This window comes from Peribacillus sp. NPDC096540, from assembly GCF_050278525.1.
Lineage (GTDB): Bacteria > Bacillota > Bacilli > Bacillales > DSM-1321 > Peribacillus.
Window position 1 is genome coordinate 83,016 of record NZ_JBNNTG010000011.1, and the last position, 18,117, is coordinate 101,132.

Sequence of the window (18,117 nt, forward strand, 5' to 3'; positions counted from 1 at the left end):
CAGTTTTGGTCTTAATAACGTATACTTTCTGCGTTTTGTTGGTCGGACCCCTTTTTAATCGGTATATTTTTTGAAGCTAAACTTACAATAATGGTTATTACAATATTTATAAATAATGCTATTGCTCCTGTACTAATGTCGTTAATAGTGTGTGGGACTGTTGGAAAAAAGGTTGCGATTTTTATATTGAAAATCGTAGCATACAATACAATGAGCACTCCTGTAATAATTCCTGTCATTGCGCCATATTTATTAATATAATTTTTTGGGGAAAAGCTAAGGAATAATGCAGGTGCCAATTGTGCGATAAGACTGTATGACATGATGTTTAACAGTGCAAGTGCTGCCCCGCCAGATACGGTGAAGATTAAAGCAGTCAAAGAAAGGATAATGATGAATATTTTTGAGGCTACTAATTGTTGTTTTTCGGTAGATTTTGGAAAAATGACATTGTAAACACCTTTTGTTAAGCCAACAGATGCAGACAATAACATAACAGATGCTGGTACTAAAGCCGTTAGTAAACCAGCTGCTCCAACTATTCCAATGACCCAAGGATCAAATGTTTGAATAGATAATCTTAAAAGAGAAAGATCTCCATCAGCTCCTTGTAAACCAGGGATTTTTACGATAGCTGAAAAGCCAATAAAAAAAACAAACAGTAATAATATGGTATATAAAGGTAGGGTAATTGCATTTTTGCGAAGTGATTTTTCACCATTTGCTGAGAAAACCACTGAGAAAGAAGTCGGTAATAAATAAAAAGATATTGCATTTAAAAGGATGGTAGAGATAAACCACGGTATACTTAGTCCCTGATTGGCTAACGTTAACAATTCAGGTTTAACATCCTGAACAGACTTAAACATTTGCTGAATTCCGCCAAAATAGTGGAAAGGGATGTATATACCTAAAAAAATAACTACTCCCAAAATCATAATATCTTTAAGCACAGCTGTCCAAGCTGAGCCATGAATACCAGAGAATATTACATATGTTGTAATAACTATTGCACCTATAACACTTGCAACTACAGGTGAAATAGCTCCGTAAGAAGCTTCTGAAACAATGATCCCTAACCCTTTCATTTGTATACAAATATATGGTACAATCGCTAAACTTCCCACAATAGCTACTATAATCCCCATTGCACGACTATCGTATTTAGATGCAAAATAGTCAGGTTGTGAAAGAATTCCATGTTCTTTACCGTATCTCCAAATCTTAGGTGCAATCCAATAAGATATGATATATGCTAGAAATATATACGTTGGCACATAATATGCAGCAGCACCTTTGGAATACGTCCAGCCACTTGCGCCTAAAAAAGTAAAAGTCGTATAAACCTCTCCAGCTATTAATAGAAATAAGAACAAGCTTCCAAATCCTCTGCCACCTACTGAAAATTGCTGCAAATTCATATCTTTTCCTCTTCTTGCTGCTATCCCTATATAAAGAGCTAGGATTAAGAAAATGAAAATAATAAATAATGATATATTCATTCTGTCTCACTCCCTTGATTATCAGGATCAAGCATATAAACAATGGTTAAAATAATCGAGGAAAGTACCATCCAAAATACAATCCAAAATAAAAGAAAAGGCATTCCTAACACGTAAGGCTCAATTTTATTTGCAAAGGGCAAGAATCCTATACACCCTATAAAAGGGATTAAGAGTAAGAGTTTAATATATTTCAAAACCTGCTCGACCTCCTATTTCATAGTTTGAATTTTTATGGATTAAGAGCAAATATCATAAAAGGATTTGTTAATAGAATAATGGAATTGTATTGAAACTCCTTTTATTAACAAATCCTTTTGCTTAGATCTAATTTTTCTTTATTAAATCACTCTCCTTTTGATAGACAATTTCTCCATCAATAATCGCTGTCTCCACTTTCAAATCCTTAATACGGTCTGGTTCAGCTTTTAAAATACTGTCATTTAATATAACTAAATCAGCTAATTTCCCTACCTCTAGGCTACCTTTTATATCTTCTTCAAAGCTTGCATAAGCCCCATTCCATGTGTAAAGTTTAATAGCTTCTAGTACACTAATGGATTGATTAGTGCCAATTTCGGCTCCAAATTGGCTTTTTCTATTAACTGCAGTATGAATTCCTAATAAAGGGTTATAATCAGTAACCGGTGCATCTGAACTACCCGCTGCAACAATATCTTTATCTATATAATCACGAGCAGCGTACATATAATTAACACGTTCGCCATAATTGTGAACATATATCTCGCCATATTCATATGGAAATGGTGGGTTTGGAATAGGGATGACTTCAAGTTGTTTCATTCTTTCTTGTAAATCTGGGGTTGAAATCCCTGCATGCTCGATTCGATGACGGTGATTTTTCCTTGGAGCTTCTTTTAACGCTCTTTCTACGCAATTTAAATACATTTCAATGGCTTTATCACCTTGAGCGTGTACGGTAATTTGATAGCCTTTTTTATGTGCTTCACCTAGAACTTTGTATATTTCTTCCTCACTATAATAAAGAATCCCGGAATTGTTAGGATCGCTGGAGTAGGGTTCTCGAGTTGCAATCGTTGGACCAGAGCTACTTCCATCTAAAAATATTTTAGCCGGCCCGACTCTAAATTTCTCATCCCCTGTACCGGTTAATATCCCTGCATTCATCATTTTATTTACAAATTTATCGGATTCATTTATGGTACCAATTATTGCATATACCCGAACACGGATTTCTTTATTTTTTATAGCTGTTTGTAACAAACGATAACTATTAGAATCAAAAGTACCTGCTTCATGAATACTAGTGATACCCCCTGAAATGAAATGATCCGACGCGATTTTAACAGCTTTCATAAGTTCATCATCCGTATAGCTCGCTACATCATTCATCTTCATATTTGCAGCTTCAAATAATTTTCCTGTAAGTTCCCCCTTCTTATTTTTTTCAATTACTCCACCTTGAGGATTCGGTGTTTTCTCGTCAAATCCAGCCTCCTCCAAAGCTGCTGTGTTTACGATACAGATATGTCCACATGTACGAGTAATGATGATTGGATGATCAGTTGAAATGGCATCTAGCTCAGCAATCGTTGGATACCGCTTTTCCTTTACTGTGGTTTCATTAAACCCCCAAGCTCTTATCCATTCACCTTTTGGGGTTTCCAACGATTTTTTCTTAAGCTCATTCAGCAAAGCTGCAACAGAGTCGATGTGACTTTCTTTACAACTGATATTCAACTGAAAAACCCCATATAAAACCAGGTGTGTGTGAGAATCAATAAATCCAGGAAGAAGGGATTTGCCTGCTAAGTCAATAACTTCAGTCTTCTCCCCAATGAATTCCTTCATTTCTAAATTTGAACCGACCCCAATTATTCGATTATCCTTTATTGCTACAGATTCTACTATTGAGTTTTGTCTGTCTGATGTAATAACTTCACCATTGATAAATACTAGATTTGCATTCATAAATACACCATCCTTTTTTCATTTTTATGCAAACTATGATATATTAAATTTTCATTGATTGTTCTTCTTGATAGATAATTTCACCATCAATAATAGTTGTTTCTACTTTTAAATCTTTAATTTGGTTTGGGTTGACACTTAAAATGCTGTCATTTAATATAACTAAATCCGCCAACTTTCCGACCTCTATGCTTCCTTTTATCTCTTCTTCAAAACTCGCATAAGCGCCATTCCAGGTGTATAGTTTAATAGCTTCCATTACGCTTATAGATTGATTAGCACCAAACTCCATTCCAGACTGGCTTTTTCTATTGACAGCAACATGAATTCCTAATAAAGGATTATAGTCAGTAACTGGCGCGTCCGATCCACCTGCTGCCATGGTGAAACCTCCTATTTTTAGATAACCGTCCTATGTATTTATTGAATCTGCAAAAGTAAGCGCATTCATATGACGGTATGTAAACTTATTTGCATAAATTTCACTACATTTCATCAACATCTAGTATAAATATTGACAACAGGAGCAGTTATCTGCTTAGAATTTTCCACTACTCATTTCACATTATTTCAGATTGATCATATGGTTCATTTTATAATTCTTTTTCAAAAATACTGGACAATCCCATTCACAGACAAGGTCCTTAGCCAAGGAAACGACCCAGTCCTTTGTAATATGATACTTTTCTCCATCAACAGTAATAAACACCTCACCGTCTGTCACATAGAAAACTTCCTGTTCTTCTAGATGCCACGGTCCTTTATCTGGTTCGCCTACCCATGGTTCCCACGTGTCAACACCTAGTTGTTGTGCTTCTTCTGCTGTAATTTTTTTTGCAAAAAACATGATGATCCTCTCACTTTCTTATAGGTAATTTTGAAGGAATAGGTTCTATAAACTTACTGTCTTAACATTTGTATCTTTTAAACGTTTGAACTCTTTTTTCATAAAGTATATGGCAATGAGAACGCCTGGAATTTCTGCAGCAGGACCTGCGTACCATATACCTTCTACACCCCAGAATTTCGGAAAAATAAATAAAAACGGGAACAAGAACAACAGCATTTTGCTAACACTAATAAACGTTGCGGACCAGTTTCTCTCTTGTGCTTCGAAATAACCGGAGATAAGCAAGTTGACTGCATTTAGCGTAAACAAAGAATTGAATACAACTGTCGTCCAAATACCCAGTTTTTGTAATTCAGGGTTACCACCGGAAAAAAATGACATAATTGGATCTGCAAAAATGATTAGTATGGCTGTCACAATCACAAAGAGGGCAACCGTAAAAATGAGTCCTATCTTAATTGCTTGTTTAACACGATCAAGGTTGCCCGCACCGTAATTATAACTAATGATTGGTTGAATTCCTGTCATCCCACCGAGCGCTACTAAGGAGAGCATATTTGTAATGTAACCGTTTTGAATTGTGAAAGCGGCAACGTGCAGCCCACCACCGTAGCTTTGCAGCATATTATTGAAGAAAATAATGGCAAAAAACATCATAAACAGACCCGAGAAAGATGCAAAGCCCGTCCAAGCCACTTCACCGATAGTCTTGAGATTAATCATCATATCTTTCATTTTTGGCTTAAGTTTTGTTTTACCAAACCAGAAATAAAAGATCAGGAAAATAGGGATTGATTGTGAAATCGTATTGGCCCATGAGGAACCCATCATACCCATGTCATACTTCGTTACCATTATCCATTCTGTAATCCCACCAAGAACTGCTGCAACTAACCAACTGGACATTGATAATACAGGTTTTTCATCGATATTGGTTAAAACACTTAATACAACGGCCAATATCGTTAATGGCAATGAAATCCATAGCAGTCGGCTGTATTTCACCGCATATGGAAGCGCTTCATCACTTGCTCCGAATAAGGTCATAATTTGATTTTCAAAGACCACTCCAATTACAGCTAGCAAAATGGAGAAGAAAAGAGTAAACCATAAGGTTTGTCCCATAATACCTCTAGCTTCTTTGATTTTCCCTTTTCCAAGTCGAAGTGAAATAACCGCTCCGGCTCCCACACCCAAAAGAACGCCAAGCATACGGGTAATAACCATGACCGTAAAACCAATTCCAATCCCTACGACTTCCAGCTCCTGAAAGCCACTGACGAAATAGCCATCGACAACCGCTGCAATTCCTAGAGTCACGTTAGCCAAAATTCCTGCCAAAGCAAATCGTAAATATAGTAACGGAATACTTTTAGTTCCCAGCACTGAATCATACGCTGGCTTATTCATTACTTCTACTTGCTCTTTCTTCGATGACGGACGGTTGTCTGCTATTTCCATGAGCATATCCCCCTATAAATAATTGATGAAGTAAGTTAAGCTCAATTAATTCGCATACCAACCTACAGGCTTGGCATGCTGGTGGATATTGATTTGCTTCGTTTCCATAAAGTGCTCCAGCCCTGCAGCACCTAACGCTCTGCCGATTCCACTTTGCTTATAACCTCCCCATGGACCTTCAACATAAGCGAGATGATAACTATTTATCCAAGTAATTCCCGCACGCAATTTACTAATGACACGTTTTGCTCGATCCATATCTTCAGTAAAAACAGCACCAGCTAATCCATAAATGGAATCATTCGCTTTTTGGATGGCATCTTCCTCATCTTTAAATTTCTGTACAACCAGGACTGGACCAAAAATCTCTTCCTTAACAATACGCATATTCTCATTTACATCAGCAAAGATTGTTGGCGCAATAAAAAATCCTCGATCAAGCCCATTTTCTGTTAAGCGCTTACCACCACAAACTAATTTTGCACCTTCTTCGATTCCGCTCTTGATGTAATGTAAAACTTCATTCATATGAGGCTCGTTTGTGAGGGCTCCCATTTCAATGTTTTCGCTTTCCCCGTTGCCAACTACAATTTTGCTTGCACGCTCGGCCAATCTTTCAACAAACTTATCGTAAATGGTCTCTTGTACAAGCAAACGAGATGCAGCTGAACAAACTTGCCCAGCATTGTGGAAAATGCCAAACATCGCATTCTCAACTGCAGTTTCAAAATCCACATCGTCGAACACAATAAGTGGAGATTTACCACCAAGTTCAAGTGTGATTTTTTTCATATTGCCCGCAGCCGCACGCATAATGCTTTGGCCTGTTTTTGTTCCTCCGGTAAAGGCAATCTTGTCAACATCATGGCTCTCGGCAAGCTCATTCCCAACTTTTGATCCAGGTCCCAATACCAAGTTTGCCACTCCGGCCGGAAGTCCAATCTCTTCGATAATTTCAAATAATTTGAATACGCTTACAGGAGTGACCTCAGCAGGCTTAAGTACAATTGTATTCCCTGCGGCGAGTGCAGGAGCAATTTGCCAAACAGCTAACATAAGCGGGAAGTTCCAAGGTACAATAAGTCCACAAACACCAATCGGTTCATGAATAATCATTGTTTCCGAAGAATCAGCACGAGAGTAAGATTCTTTTTTCATGCCTTTGATCAAGTCAGCATAATAGCGGAAGCATTGAATCGATACCGGAATATCCACATAGCTGGTTGCGCGAATAACCTTACCGTTATTTGCCGTTTCCAAACGTGCAATTTCAGCTGCCTTCTCTTCAAGACGGTCTGCAATCTTATAGAGATAGTCAGCTCTTTCATCAGCCGATAAATTCGACCAGATCCTACTGTCAAACGCTTTACGAGCCGCCTTGATTGCTATCTTCGCATCGTCTGCTGATCCATCAGCAGACGTTGTAATCACCTCTCCGGTTGCAGGATTGATAATGTTTCTTCTAGCACCGGATAACGCTTCTACCCATTTCCCGTCAATGAACATGTTAATTTTCATAAACAACTCTCCTTTACGCAATAATATCGAGCAATTTGAAACCAATATGTGCTAGATTTACCAGCATCGTTTTCTGATTATAGAACGGGAATGATTTGAGGCGTTCCTTTTCAAATCGATATCCACCTGCACTCCCCGTAACGATCCATTGTGCCAATAACTTACCGAACAATGTCGAGAGAGAAGCGCCGTGGCCCGTATAACCCGTTGCGAAATATGCTCCTTCTTTGGATCTGCCGATAACCGGGAACGTATCAATTGTAACCCCGATAAATCCACCCCAACGGTATTCAATTTTGCTTCCAGCTAGTTTTGGCATTATATTAACCATGGCATCGTAAACACTTTGATAAACGGCATCGCCTAAGTTTGGACGAATATCGCCACCGCCAAATACGATCCGATTATCTGGTGTACGTCGGAAATAGTAAAGGAAATTGCTTGTATCAAAAACCATACGATCTTTAGGAATGACGGTACTTACCAGTGATTCTGGAAGCTGTTCAGTAGCAATAATACGTGCCGAAATTGGCAGTACGCCTTTGTTCAGTTCATTCATGATTTTTCCGGAGTAACCATCTGTAGCGACAATAATGTCTTTCGCAGTAACAGTACCTTTTTCTGTTACAACTTTTACACTGTTTTGACCGTACTCAATAGATAGTGCTTTAGAATGCTCAAAGATTTTTGCACCAATCGATTTAGCTGCTTCTCCCAAACCAATTGCATAGTTCAGTGGCTGGAACGAGTAACTCGAGTTGTCGACTAAGCAGCCACAATAAAGTGGGGAATCGATCTCTTGGTGCAACTGACTTCGATCAAGCACGCTTGATTCGTACCCGAAATTTTTGTTTAAGTATTCGCTTTCATGTTTCAATCCTTCAAAATGCTTGGCTTTGTAAGCCGCCACAATGTGACCTGTCTTTCTAAAGTTACAGTTGATTTGATGCTCGTCTATGATTTTTTTAACCAGTTCAACACTAAACAGGGAGAGATCGTTAAGCTGTCTCGCCTCGTCGACACCATACTTTTTGGCAAGCTCCTGCACCGTTGGCTTATAGCCTGGCAATACCATCCCGCCGTTACGACCGCTCGCGCCATATCCGATCGTTTCTTGCTCAAGGACAATGACACTCTTCCCTAATTTTTGCAAATGATAAGCAGAAGAAAGACCTGTGAAACCTGCGCCAATAATGACAACATCCGCCTCTTCATTTCCTTCAAGAAGCTTTTCTTTTTCATAGCTGTTTGCAGTCGCTGCCCACAGTGAGTGAGTATCCATTCGATCCATCTTATCCATAGCTAGTTCTTCTCCTTCTGTGACATGTATGCTATAATACAGTCAAAATTTATTCGCAATATTCACACTTCTTGAGTCCATCATATGACTTGGAGTTTCCTCCATGTCAATAGCCATTTGAGAGTTTTTTGAATTCATTTTCGTAAAAAAGTGGAGTTACTCCACTTTCTTCATTGGGGGGCATCTATGAAAATTGGTACATTTGCAAAGCTTTTTCATGTTACGACCGATACCGTTCGTTATTACATTGAACAGGGATTATTAATACCAGACAAAAAAAACACCCAGTATCAAATGAACCAATTGTGTCTCGACGACATGGCTTTTATTACTGAGCTGAAAAAATTTCATTTTTCACTGCTAGAAATTCAACAAATTTTATCGTATCGGCGTGTCACAAACTTCTCGGACCATGAGGATATCGACTACTACAACAACTTGCTCATTGATAAAAAGAACCAGCTGACCAAGAAAAAAGAAGACATATCAAAAGCTATCAAATTGATTGAAAAAACGGTTCAAACCAATTCGCCTTCATCCAAAGAAGAGAGTTTTACAGGGATCCCACTTTCCTTTGTAAATCTGCTCTATTGTCCGAAGTGCCACATTCCACTTGAAATGAAAGATATAACGATTAAAAAAGTCTACATTCAAACGGGGAGTTTAAATTGTACCTGTGGATACAAGGCAGCTATCGAGGAAGGTATTATCATTACCGCGAACTTGTACGAGACGTCTCCTTATCCATCTTATTTTTACGATAAAGAAACGATTATAGAGATCAATCCCAAAATGATTAACTTATTTGAAAAAAGTAATTTTTGGTTTCAAAAAGTTCTACAAAATGTAGATTTGAAAAACAAGTTAATCGTGGAAACAAACGTTGACGCTGTTGTGTCACTACCCAAATATATCGATGTTCTTGAAACGAGCGCATCCTATGTATTCAGTGGCTATTCGCTTCCGATGCTCAAGAAGGTTAGAAAAAGAATTGAGCGTTTGAATCCGAAGCCAAATGTCCTTTATATTTTGAATTCTGATTTAAATCTGCCATTGAAACCGCTTAGCATCGATGTTTTTGTAGATAGTTTTACAGCAAATGATTTTTCACTGCTCAATCCGCAATTCCCAATTCATGTTCTAAAAAACTATTTTCATAGCAGTTCAACAATTGTCGGCGGGTACTCCTATTATGATAGCTCGGCCAAATCCTTGAAAAATATTTCAGCCTTATATCCAAATTCCCACGAGCATATTTTATATCCAAAATACATAGAAGAAAATATATCAGTTAACGGATTTCAAATTACGCAAAGTGAAAATATCGGTTTCTGTACAGATCCAGGACCTTTTTTTGATTATCATGTAATAGACGAAAAATTCCACATGCTAATGTATTTAGCTAGTACGAAAAAATAGCACACAAAGGGAGACTATGGGTATCCGGTTTTTTTGTTATCGTTCAATCCTAAGTCTTAAAGGGAAAGGCGTAGTCCTAGAATCAAATGAATAACTTGATAAAAAAAGAAGGATAGATCAGGTGAATGATCTATCCTTCTTTTTGCTAATAAAACTGATGATTAAATGGAGTTTTCGATTAATTATAAACAAAGTGATCGGCCATCTGCAGAATTATTTCGAACCTATGTAATAGAAATGTTTTAGTTTTTTCAATTTATTAAGTTCGTCTTCTCCAATACAAAGCTGTGTAACTTACAAACTGTACATCCTTCCTATTCCATTCAAGGGACAGGGTTAACCCTGCTTTGTGCCTTTAGGCATATGTAACTTAGAAATAAAATTTGATTGTTCTTCATACTTCTTAATGAACTAATTGAAGAAAGTTTAAAGAAATTAAAGTATTACGCCTGAAACATCCCCATTCAATACTTCTTTTTCATTCTGATTTTTACATAAAAAGGATGCAATAAAAGCTGTTCTATTATTTTCTTGCCTTTCGTATTTTTCAATTTTAACTTCACAAATTATTGTATCTCCCGTAAACACAGGTCTTAAAAACTCAAAATTCGTACTACGAGCCAGTACGTTATTATCTCCAGCAACTTTTGTTGGCAGAGTTGCCGTTAATAACCCTTGAATTACAAGTCTTCCCTGTTCATCTGGGGTTATATGATGAATCCCTTCATCACCTGAAATCTCAGTAAATAATTCAACATCCCTTACTGTAAAAGTCCGTTCAAACGTAATTATATCTCCTACTTTTAATGCCATATAAATCTCCCCCTGAATGTTTTATACTGTATGGTTAATAACAATTTGAATATTACAACAATTATTAAACTACCCTGTCCTGTTAGTAAAAAAGAGGCTGAACTAATTGAACAATCATCCCCGATACATCAATATTATTTATTTAATATAGATGCATAATAGTTCATACCCTCTGTAAACATCTTGAATGATAAAAAAAACCATAGAAACTAGCTTATGAAAACAATTCTTCTAAATACTTACACATTCATATTTAACTTTTTTAGGTAATCTTCTATACGAATTTAAAAAAATCCTTCTTTCACTAACCTGCCCAGACCGTATTATCCAATTTTTATATCGATATATGATAACGGTAGCCGGGGTAGAACGTACCTGCCCGTGGGGCTTAGAACCCGTCAGCTAAACCTAAACTAGTAGCTTGCTATTTTCTTCAACTAAAGGTGCTAAGGTGGTGGAACAAGGGTTTTTTTGAGGCTTTGTTTAATGTATGATTTTAGTAATTTCCGTGCATAAAAAGGCAGTAAGATCATCGCCTTCACTTTAAATTTCTACATCTTTAAGTTGAACCATATCATTTCGAAGAAACTTTGGCTTGAACTTCAATTTTAACATCTGATTTTTTCAATAGATTACCGACATCGTAGTGCTTTTTTAGTGTTGAATAAACGGACCTTAAATAAAAAAAAATATGATAATAAGAAATTTAAGATTAAAGGATTATTTATATATTCTATCGAGGTAAATGGTGCAATATTTCGTTTGAAATATTTTTTATGGCTCCAATTATCATATCCTACGCTTCTTAAATAGATGTCCTGGTACCTTCTCCTATATTTCTGAAAACCGTGGTTTTTCCGTTCTTTACTTGTTACTTTGTAACAGTATATATTTCTTTTTAACACCCCTTCGTTTATTTCCTATTCCTGTTGAACTACTTCAAAACAGCATTCGAGATATCGTAGAGCATTGAATCGGTGATGAAAAAAAGGGAGAGGTGAAGTCTATCCCGTTCCCTTCTGTACAGATGACAATAAATATGTCATTGTCGCCCCTAATAATGGCATGATACACAGTTTTTTGTTCCTATCTGAATAGTAGTTTCTATACAATACAGTCATTTCAAACAGGACCAAATAAAAAAAGATAGGAATGCTTTCCTGTCTCTGATGCTTCTTCATCAATCATGAAAATTTGTGCCGTCTGTCACTGCTTTGATGACGCCTGCGCGGATAGCAAAGTCACCGAAGTGCTCTTCTTCCTGCCGTTCTTTCGCGTAGCGGGAAAGAAGCACATGCAGCTCTCTCAAAATTTCTTCTTCACCGATGTTTTCACGGTACATTTTACTTAGGCGGCTACCGTCAAAAGCTGCACCGAGATACATGTTGTATTTGCCGGGCGCTTTGCCGATAAAACCAATTTCTCCGAGTGCATGGCGGGCACATCCGTTCGGGCAACCAGTCATGCGAATCGTAATTTCTTCATTCCTTAAACCATTTTCATCGACAATTGTCTCAATCTTATCCAATAAAACCGGCAAATAACGTTCAGCTTCCGCCATCGCCAACCCGCATGTCGGAAGGGAAACACACGCCATTGAACTACGGCGGAGGGCTGTATAGTGACCGCCATCCGTCAAACCGTATTGTACGATCAGTTCGCTGATTTTTTTCTTTTTCTGGCTTGATACATTGGCAATGATCAGGTTTTGGTTTGCAGTCAGACGGAAATCACCGGTATGGATTTTGGCGATCTCGCGTATACCAGCCATCAGCTTGTAATCCCCAATATCAGCAATACGGCCTCCTTCTACAAACAGAGTAAAATGCCATTTTCCTTCAATGCCTTTTACCCAGCCATAACGGTCACCGTTATTGTCAAAATGATACTTCTTCGCTTCTTCCAGGCTCCAGCCAAGACGGTTTTCCAGTTCAGCCTTGACCGTCTCTAACCCCAGTCGGTCAACCGTGTACTTAAATCGTGCATTTTTGCGGAGGGAACGGTTTCCGTAATCACGCTGTATCGTAATGACTTTTTCCGCTACATCAAGAATTTGGTCCGGCGGACAGAAGCCGATTACTTTGGCAAGCTGCGGATAGGTTGCTTTGTCGCCGTGGGACATACCCATGCCCCCGCCTATCGCCACATTAAAACCGACAAGCTTGCCATCTTCAACAATCGCAATGAATCCAAGATCCTGTGAAAAGACATCAATATCATTCGATGGCGGAACAGCGATACCAATTTTAAATTTCCTCGGTAAATAAAGCTTTCCATACATTGGTTCGACTTCTTCCATTTCTGGCGTGCCAACCACTTTTTCTTCATCCAGCCAAATTTCGTGATATGCTCTGGTGCATGGTAATAAGTAATCACTCAATTTTGTTGACCATTCATATACTTCGGAGTGGATTTCCGATTGAAACGGATTCGAGTTGCACATGACGTTTCGGTTAACATCGCCGCACGCCGCAATTGTATCCAACATAGACGCGTGGATTTCCTGAATCGTTTTTTTCATGTTCCATTTTAAAATGCCATGCATTTGAAACGTCTGGCGTGTTGTCAGTTTTAAGGTACCATTGCCATATTTTTGGGCCAGTGCGTCCATAACAAGCCATTGAGAAGGTTGTGCAACCCCACCTGGCATGCGGACACGCAACATGAACTGATAAGCAGGCTCAAGTTTTTGTTTTTGGCGCTCATTGCGAAGATCCCGGTCATCCTGCAAATAGCTGCCGTGGTGTTTCATTAATCGATTGTCATCATCTGGAATGCCGGCGCTGATCCGATCCAGCATCACTTCTCCCAGCGTACCTCGCAAATAATTGCTTTTTTCTTTTATTTGCTCAACATCACTAGGCGGGCCTTCTGGTGCTTTTAATAGTGGGTTCACCATGTTGTTATCTCCTTTTTATCCTTATTATTAGTACACATCACGTTGATAGCGTTTATTCTGTTGCATATCGTCAATGTAAGCTTGCGCATCAGCATTGCTCATTTGACCTTCTTTTTCAATGATCTCAATTAGCGTATTATGGACGTCATGTGCCATGTTTTTCTTATCTCCGCAAATATATACAGCAGCTCCCTCTTGGAGCCATTCGTATAATTCCCTGCTATGTTCTTGCATCCGGTTTTGAACATACACTTTTTCATCCGTGTCTCGCGAAAAGGCAACATCCATTTTCGAAAGTACACCTGTTTTCAACCACTTTTGCCATTCAGTCTGATATAGGAAATCAGTCACGAAATGCTGATCGCCGAAAAAGAGCCATGTTTTCCCTTTCGCATTCATTTCTTCACGCTCCTGGATAAAGGATCTGAACGGAGCAATGCCTGTTCCCGGTCCAACCATGATGATTGGAGTGTCTGGGTTCTTCGGCTGCTTAAAGTTTTGGTTATGCTGAATGTAAACAGGCAGCAAGTCCCCTGGTTGTAAACGTTCCGCGCATAAAATAGAGCAGACACCTTTTCTTTCTCGTCCGTGACTATCATACCGGACAGCTCCGATTGTCAGATGCACTTCATCTGGATACGCGGATAAGCTGTTCGCAATCGAATATAGACGGGCTGGCATTTTCCGAAGGATGGAGACGAATTCTTGCGCCGATTCACCCCATGAGCCAAAATCACGGACAAAATCAAGCAAATCACGGCCTTCACGATATTCTTTTAGTTTTTCTTCATTTCCAGGTGATAAAAGTGCCTTTAAATCCTCGTTGCCTGAAAGCTGGGCAGCTTGCTCAAGGAGTGATTTTGTTAATACAGTTATTTCAAAATCGGTGATGAGCGATTCCCTAAGTGTACGAAGGTCTCCTTGCTTGTTAACCTTCACGATCTCTTCTGGATCCCTATTGAGTTCCTTAAGGAGCAAATCCACTAAAACCGAATCATTTTGCGGATAAATACCAAGGCTGTCACCAGGTTCAAATGTAAGTCCAGATCCTTCAAGTGATAATTCGAGATGGTGTGTCTCTTTATTGGAGCCACGGCCGTTCAAGTTTATATTTTCCAGCACTTCCGCTTTAAAAGGATTTGTCCTGGAATACGTTTGTTCACTTACTGGAGCTATTGTTGATGGAACGGCAGAAACAATACTTCCTTGTTCCTCACTTAAGTTAGAAATGACTCCTTCCAGCCATACTGCAGCCGGCTCATCATAATCAAGGTCACAGTCCATCCGCGGAAAAAGCCGCGTCCCGCCAAGTTCTTCCAAGCGCTTATCGAATTGTTTTCCCGTTTCACAGAAAAACTCATATGAGCTGTCCCCCAGCGCCAATACGGAAAAGCAGAGATCTTCAAATCTTGGTGCTCTTCTGCCATGAAGAAACTCATGGAAGGACAACGTATTATCCGGTGGATCACCTTCTCCGTGTGTGCTAACCGCAATAAGAAGATTCTGAACTTTTTTCAAATTGTTCACTTTATAGTCACTCATGGATGAAATGGTAACCTGAAAGCCATTACTCTCAAGCTTTCTCTGAGCATTCTCTGCCAATCCTTGAGCATTTCCCGTCTGTGAACCGTAAAGGATGGTAACTTCTTTTGAGATTGCCTTCCCGCTGGGTTGAGCATCCATCACCGGTACGTCGGCTGTGCCAGTATTGGAAATTGACAAAGACGCAGTCAGAAATCCGTTCAGCCAAACTTTTTGTGTTTCTGTCAAGCTAGGCAGTAGATTGTTAAGAAGCTCTGCCTGTTCATGATTAAAAGGACTGTTACTTACCTGAAGTTGCACGTTTTTCCACCTCACAAAGGAATATAAACTTATCTTAGTTGATTCTTATACGAGTGGGTTTAGACATTTTTTAGAACTATGAAATTAACTTGTTTACTCCTATAGATAAAGTCGGTTTTAACTATAAAAAAAATTAGAAGTTCAGTTTATACAGGGAGGGAACACTTTTTCATAGCTCACTATTAATAAAAAATAACATTATAAAGGACGATAGCCTTCCCCAGCCTAGACTCTTCCTAAAATAAGTTTCTAATTAACTTTACCGGAAGGCACATCATTAGTAAAATATATATAATTTATTGTAACTATTAAGAATATTAATAATAAGGTGGGATTCCTATGTACTATGATGCTTTAAAAACATTTGTTACCCTTGTAGAAGTCAAAAATTTTACAAAAACAGCAGAAATGCTTCTTATGTCACAACCAAGTGTTAGTTTGCACATAAAAAAATTAGAGGAAGAGTTCCAAACCAAATTATTTCTCCGCTCTCCTAAATTCTTAAAAGTCACTTTAACAGGAGAAATTCTTTATGATAGGGCAAAGCAAATGATCACAATCTATGAACAGACCAGACAAGACATTCAGGAACATGATAACTCCATAAAAGGAGAATTAAAAATAGGTGCAAGTTTTACAATCGGCGAGTATATATTGCCTTCTTTACTTATTGACCTTCAAAAAGACTATCCGGAACTTGAACTTCAAGTTGTAATTGGAAACACGGAAGAAATCGTACAATCAGTCAGGTTATATCAAGTAGATATAGGTTTAATAGAAGGTCAAACAAATGAAAAAGAACTTTCCGTACACGCTTTTTTGCAGGATGAGTTATTTATTGTTTCTTCAAACAATCATAAACTCGCTTGTAAAGATGAAGTTAAGATTGCTGACCTTCAGAATCAAGCATGGATAACCAGAGAAGTTGGATCAGGTACACGAGAATATCTTAACCACGTCCTTCGTTCAAATGGTTTGAAAGTTAAATCGCTTCTTACCATAAGCAGTAATCAAGGAATTAAAGAAACACTTATAAAAAATAGTATGGGGCTAACTCTCTTATCCCGTAGTGTCATTGAAAGAGACATTCTGCATAAGACTCTTTCAATTATACAGTTGAAAAATGAGTCCTTTAACAGAACGCTTTCCTACGTGTATTCCCCCATTATGGTAGATAAAAAGAACGTGAAGACATTTATAAATGCATTAAACAAAAAATGGCCTAACAAAATCAAATCAATATAATAATTATAACTACTTGCCATTTTGTAATTTACCTTTTCATATCATTTGAATTCTTAATGATATGCGAATAATATAGACCTGATAAATTACTATAGGATTGGAATACACATGAAAGAAATTGTCCAACATGTGAGAATTAAAGCAGGAGGAATTTTCACTGGTAAATTATTAGGAAAATACAGGAGAGGCAGTTAAGAAGCTTCACCTATTTATTCTCCATGAGTAGGTACACTATCTGCAAGTTCATCAATGTTCTTTGCTATCTTTGCACTATATGAAAAGTCACCGTAGCAATATGGATATCGGAAATTTCCTTTGTCGCCACCGCAATTATAGAGCGTAGGATTCTTTTTAACTTGGAGCATCGAGAACTGCTTCGCTAGCTCTTCAGTATGCTTCCCTCCTGCATTTGCAATATAATCAATATAACCAATTCCCATATTATAAGATTGAATGATTGTAGAGAAATCCACATTTTTTTCATTCCCATATTTGAAAATTCGTTGGAAATGTTTTACTCCATACCTAATGCTTTCGGTAGGATCGGTAATTGTATTTGGATCGAGCCCCGCCGATTCCGACGCCTGCATTGGATCACCACCCCGCCCACGACTTTCCTGCTGCATTAGGGCTATCAATGTCGATGTGTGCTCCTCAAGCCCATATTTTGCTAACTCATCGTGCAGAATGTTGCTATACTTTTTCACATTCGCAAACGAATCAGGTGGATTCACTGGTGTGAAGACATTTCCCGCAATTGAAATTTCCATGACCTGCTTCATGAGCAAAAATACAAAAAGTAGGATAAAGATTACGAAAATAGCGTTTGATTTCTTCCGTTTCTGTTTCACATTCTCTCCCCGTTATCTCTAGTTTATATATTTATATTTTAACAAATAGTAAGAGTAATAACTATTTAGAATACCAAAATCTATTAAAAGTATAATCACTAATAAAAAAACGATATAGCATCCATATAAAATTGATACACTTACTCCTTTATGTACCTGAGTCTACGATAGTATATTTACTATGGTAATTAGACACCCTAATAGTTGGAGGTGAGATGTATGAATAAGAAAAATAATAAAGAAGAAATTCTTGATAATAATAGCAACAAAATTGATAACGACTTTGGGGCAGATCCAGATGAACAAGAGATGAATGGCATGTATGGTATGTTAGAAACTGAATATGAAGATAAACTTCACGATAAAGAAAATTAACGGTTCCAGTATCTTAAATATTTTGTTAAGCGCCTTAATTGGCGTTTTTCTTTATAATAAAAATCAATCTCACCTTCTAAAATGTTATT

General features: G+C 38.0%; 14 protein-coding genes and 1 pseudogene. 3 read left to right on the forward strand and 12 right to left on the reverse strand.

What is annotated here, in order from left to right; translation table 11 throughout:
* Positions 1 to 11: 11 nt before the first annotated feature.
* The 8 genes and pseudogenes from ACQKMR_RS12100 to ACQKMR_RS12135 form a co-directional block, all read right to left on the reverse strand.
* Positions 12 to 1,502 (reverse strand): sodium:solute symporter family protein, encoded by a 1,491-nt coding sequence (locus tag ACQKMR_RS12100; RefSeq protein ID WP_427697518.1) that lies wholly within the window; start codon positions 1,500 to 1,502, stop codon positions 12 to 14.
* Complete coding sequence (locus ACQKMR_RS12105; RefSeq protein WP_427697519.1) at positions 1,499 to 1,699, reverse strand: DUF3311 domain-containing protein; 201 nt, start codon at positions 1,697 to 1,699, stop codon at positions 1,499 to 1,501. Before ACQKMR_RS12105 ends, ACQKMR_RS12100 begins: the two co-directional genes overlap by 4 nt.
* Before the next feature lie 130 nt (positions 1,700 to 1,829).
* Positions 1,830 to 3,455 (reverse strand): amidohydrolase, encoded by a 1,626-nt coding sequence (locus tag ACQKMR_RS12110; protein WP_427697520.1) that lies wholly within the window; start codon positions 3,453 to 3,455, stop codon positions 1,830 to 1,832.
* Between the two features lie 43 nt (positions 3,456 to 3,498).
* Positions 3,499 to 3,837: pseudogene (locus tag ACQKMR_RS12115) on the reverse strand (amidohydrolase family protein); the annotation flags it as partial.
* A 183-nt stretch (positions 3,838 to 4,020) separates the two neighbouring features.
* Positions 4,021 to 4,302, reverse strand: a complete 282-nt coding sequence (locus tag ACQKMR_RS12120) for a cupin domain-containing protein (RefSeq protein WP_427697521.1) — start codon at positions 4,300 to 4,302, stop codon at positions 4,021 to 4,023.
* A gap of 45 nt (positions 4,303 to 4,347) precedes the next feature.
* On the reverse strand, positions 4,348 to 5,766 hold the full coding sequence (locus ACQKMR_RS12125) for an MATE family efflux transporter (RefSeq protein WP_427697522.1): 1,419 nt from the start codon (positions 5,764 to 5,766) through the stop codon (positions 4,348 to 4,350).
* Positions 5,767 to 5,811: 45 nt separating this feature from the next.
* Positions 5,812 to 7,284, reverse strand: coding sequence for an aldehyde dehydrogenase family protein (locus tag ACQKMR_RS12130; RefSeq protein WP_427697523.1), 1,473 nt, complete (start codon positions 7,282 to 7,284; stop codon positions 5,812 to 5,814).
* Positions 7,285 to 7,297: 13 nt separating this feature from the next.
* On the reverse strand, positions 7,298 to 8,584 hold the full coding sequence (locus ACQKMR_RS12135; protein ID WP_427697524.1) for an NAD(P)/FAD-dependent oxidoreductase: 1,287 nt from the start codon (positions 8,582 to 8,584) through the stop codon (positions 7,298 to 7,300).
* A gap of 186 nt (positions 8,585 to 8,770) precedes the next feature.
* On the opposite strand from ACQKMR_RS12135, the gene ACQKMR_RS12140 reads away from it, so the two are divergent.
* Positions 8,771 to 10,003, forward strand: coding sequence for a MerR family transcriptional regulator (locus ACQKMR_RS12140; RefSeq protein WP_427697525.1), 1,233 nt, complete (start codon positions 8,771 to 8,773; stop codon positions 10,001 to 10,003).
* 435 nt (positions 10,004 to 10,438) lie between these two features.
* On the opposite strand, the gene ACQKMR_RS12145 is transcribed toward ACQKMR_RS12140, so the two are convergent.
* From ACQKMR_RS12145 to ACQKMR_RS12155, 3 genes are all read right to left on the reverse strand, one after another.
* Complete coding sequence (locus tag ACQKMR_RS12145; RefSeq protein WP_427697526.1) at positions 10,439 to 10,816, reverse strand: enoyl-CoA hydratase; 378 nt, start codon at positions 10,814 to 10,816, stop codon at positions 10,439 to 10,441.
* A 1,180-nt stretch (positions 10,817 to 11,996) separates the two neighbouring features.
* Positions 11,997 to 13,715, reverse strand: coding sequence for an assimilatory sulfite reductase (NADPH) hemoprotein subunit (gene cysI, locus ACQKMR_RS12150; RefSeq protein ID WP_427697527.1), 1,719 nt, complete (start codon positions 13,713 to 13,715; stop codon positions 11,997 to 11,999).
* A 27-nt stretch (positions 13,716 to 13,742) separates the two neighbouring features.
* Positions 13,743 to 15,557, reverse strand: coding sequence for an assimilatory sulfite reductase (NADPH) flavoprotein subunit (locus ACQKMR_RS12155; protein ID WP_427697528.1), 1,815 nt, complete (start codon positions 15,555 to 15,557; stop codon positions 13,743 to 13,745).
* 339 nt (positions 15,558 to 15,896) lie between these two features.
* Here ACQKMR_RS12155 and ACQKMR_RS12160 point away from each other — a divergent pair, with 339 nt between their 5' ends.
* Complete coding sequence (locus tag ACQKMR_RS12160) at positions 15,897 to 16,802, forward strand: LysR family transcriptional regulator (protein WP_427697529.1); 906 nt, start codon at positions 15,897 to 15,899, stop codon at positions 16,800 to 16,802.
* 209 nt (positions 16,803 to 17,011) lie between these two features.
* On the opposite strand, the gene ACQKMR_RS12165 is transcribed toward ACQKMR_RS12160, so the two are convergent.
* Entirely contained in the window at positions 17,012 to 17,653 is a 642-nt protein-coding gene (locus tag ACQKMR_RS12165; protein WP_427697530.1) for a lysozyme family protein, read from the reverse strand.
* Between the two features lie 219 nt (positions 17,654 to 17,872).
* Between ACQKMR_RS12165 and ACQKMR_RS12170 the strand changes: the two genes are divergently transcribed.
* The gene (locus ACQKMR_RS12170) at positions 17,873 to 18,028 is read left to right on the forward strand and encodes a DUF4021 domain-containing protein (RefSeq protein ID WP_427697531.1); all 156 of its coding nucleotides are present in this window, start codon (positions 17,873 to 17,875) and stop codon (positions 18,026 to 18,028) included.
* The last annotated feature ends 89 nt before the right edge of the window (positions 18,029 to 18,117 follow it).

Excerpts from the sequence above, each read along its gene's own strand:
- ACQKMR_RS12100 (WP_427697518.1), bottom strand. The coding sequence starts at position 1,502 with ATGAATATATCATTATTTATTATTTTCATTTTCTTAATCCTAGCTCTT.
- ACQKMR_RS12110 (WP_427697520.1), bottom strand. The coding sequence starts at position 3,455 with ATGAATGCAAATCTAGTATTTATCAATGGTGAAGTTATTACATCAGAC.
- ACQKMR_RS12120 (WP_427697521.1), bottom strand. The coding sequence starts at position 4,302 with ATGTTTTTTGCAAAAAAAATTACAGCAGAAGAAGCACAACAACTAGGT.
- ACQKMR_RS12125 (WP_427697522.1), bottom strand. The coding sequence starts at position 5,766 with ATGGAAATAGCAGACAACCGTCCGTCATCGAAGAAAGAGCAAGTAGAA.
- ACQKMR_RS12130 (WP_427697523.1), bottom strand. The coding sequence starts at position 7,284 with ATGAAAATTAACATGTTCATTGACGGGAAATGGGTAGAAGCGTTATCC.
- ACQKMR_RS12135 (WP_427697524.1), bottom strand. The coding sequence starts at position 8,584 with ATGGATAAGATGGATCGAATGGATACTCACTCACTGTGGGCAGCGACT.
- ACQKMR_RS12140 (WP_427697525.1), top strand. The coding sequence starts at position 8,771 with ATGAAAATTGGTACATTTGCAAAGCTTTTTCATGTTACGACCGATACC.
- ACQKMR_RS12145 (WP_427697526.1), bottom strand. The coding sequence starts at position 10,816 with ATGGCATTAAAAGTAGGAGATATAATTACGTTTGAACGGACTTTTACA.
- cysI (WP_427697527.1), bottom strand. The coding sequence starts at position 13,715 with ATGGTGAACCCACTATTAAAAGCACCAGAAGGCCCGCCTAGTGATGTT.
- ACQKMR_RS12160 (WP_427697529.1), top strand. The coding sequence starts at position 15,897 with ATGTACTATGATGCTTTAAAAACATTTGTTACCCTTGTAGAAGTCAAA.
- ACQKMR_RS12170 (WP_427697531.1), top strand. The coding sequence starts at position 17,873 with ATGAATAAGAAAAATAATAAAGAAGAAATTCTTGATAATAATAGCAAC.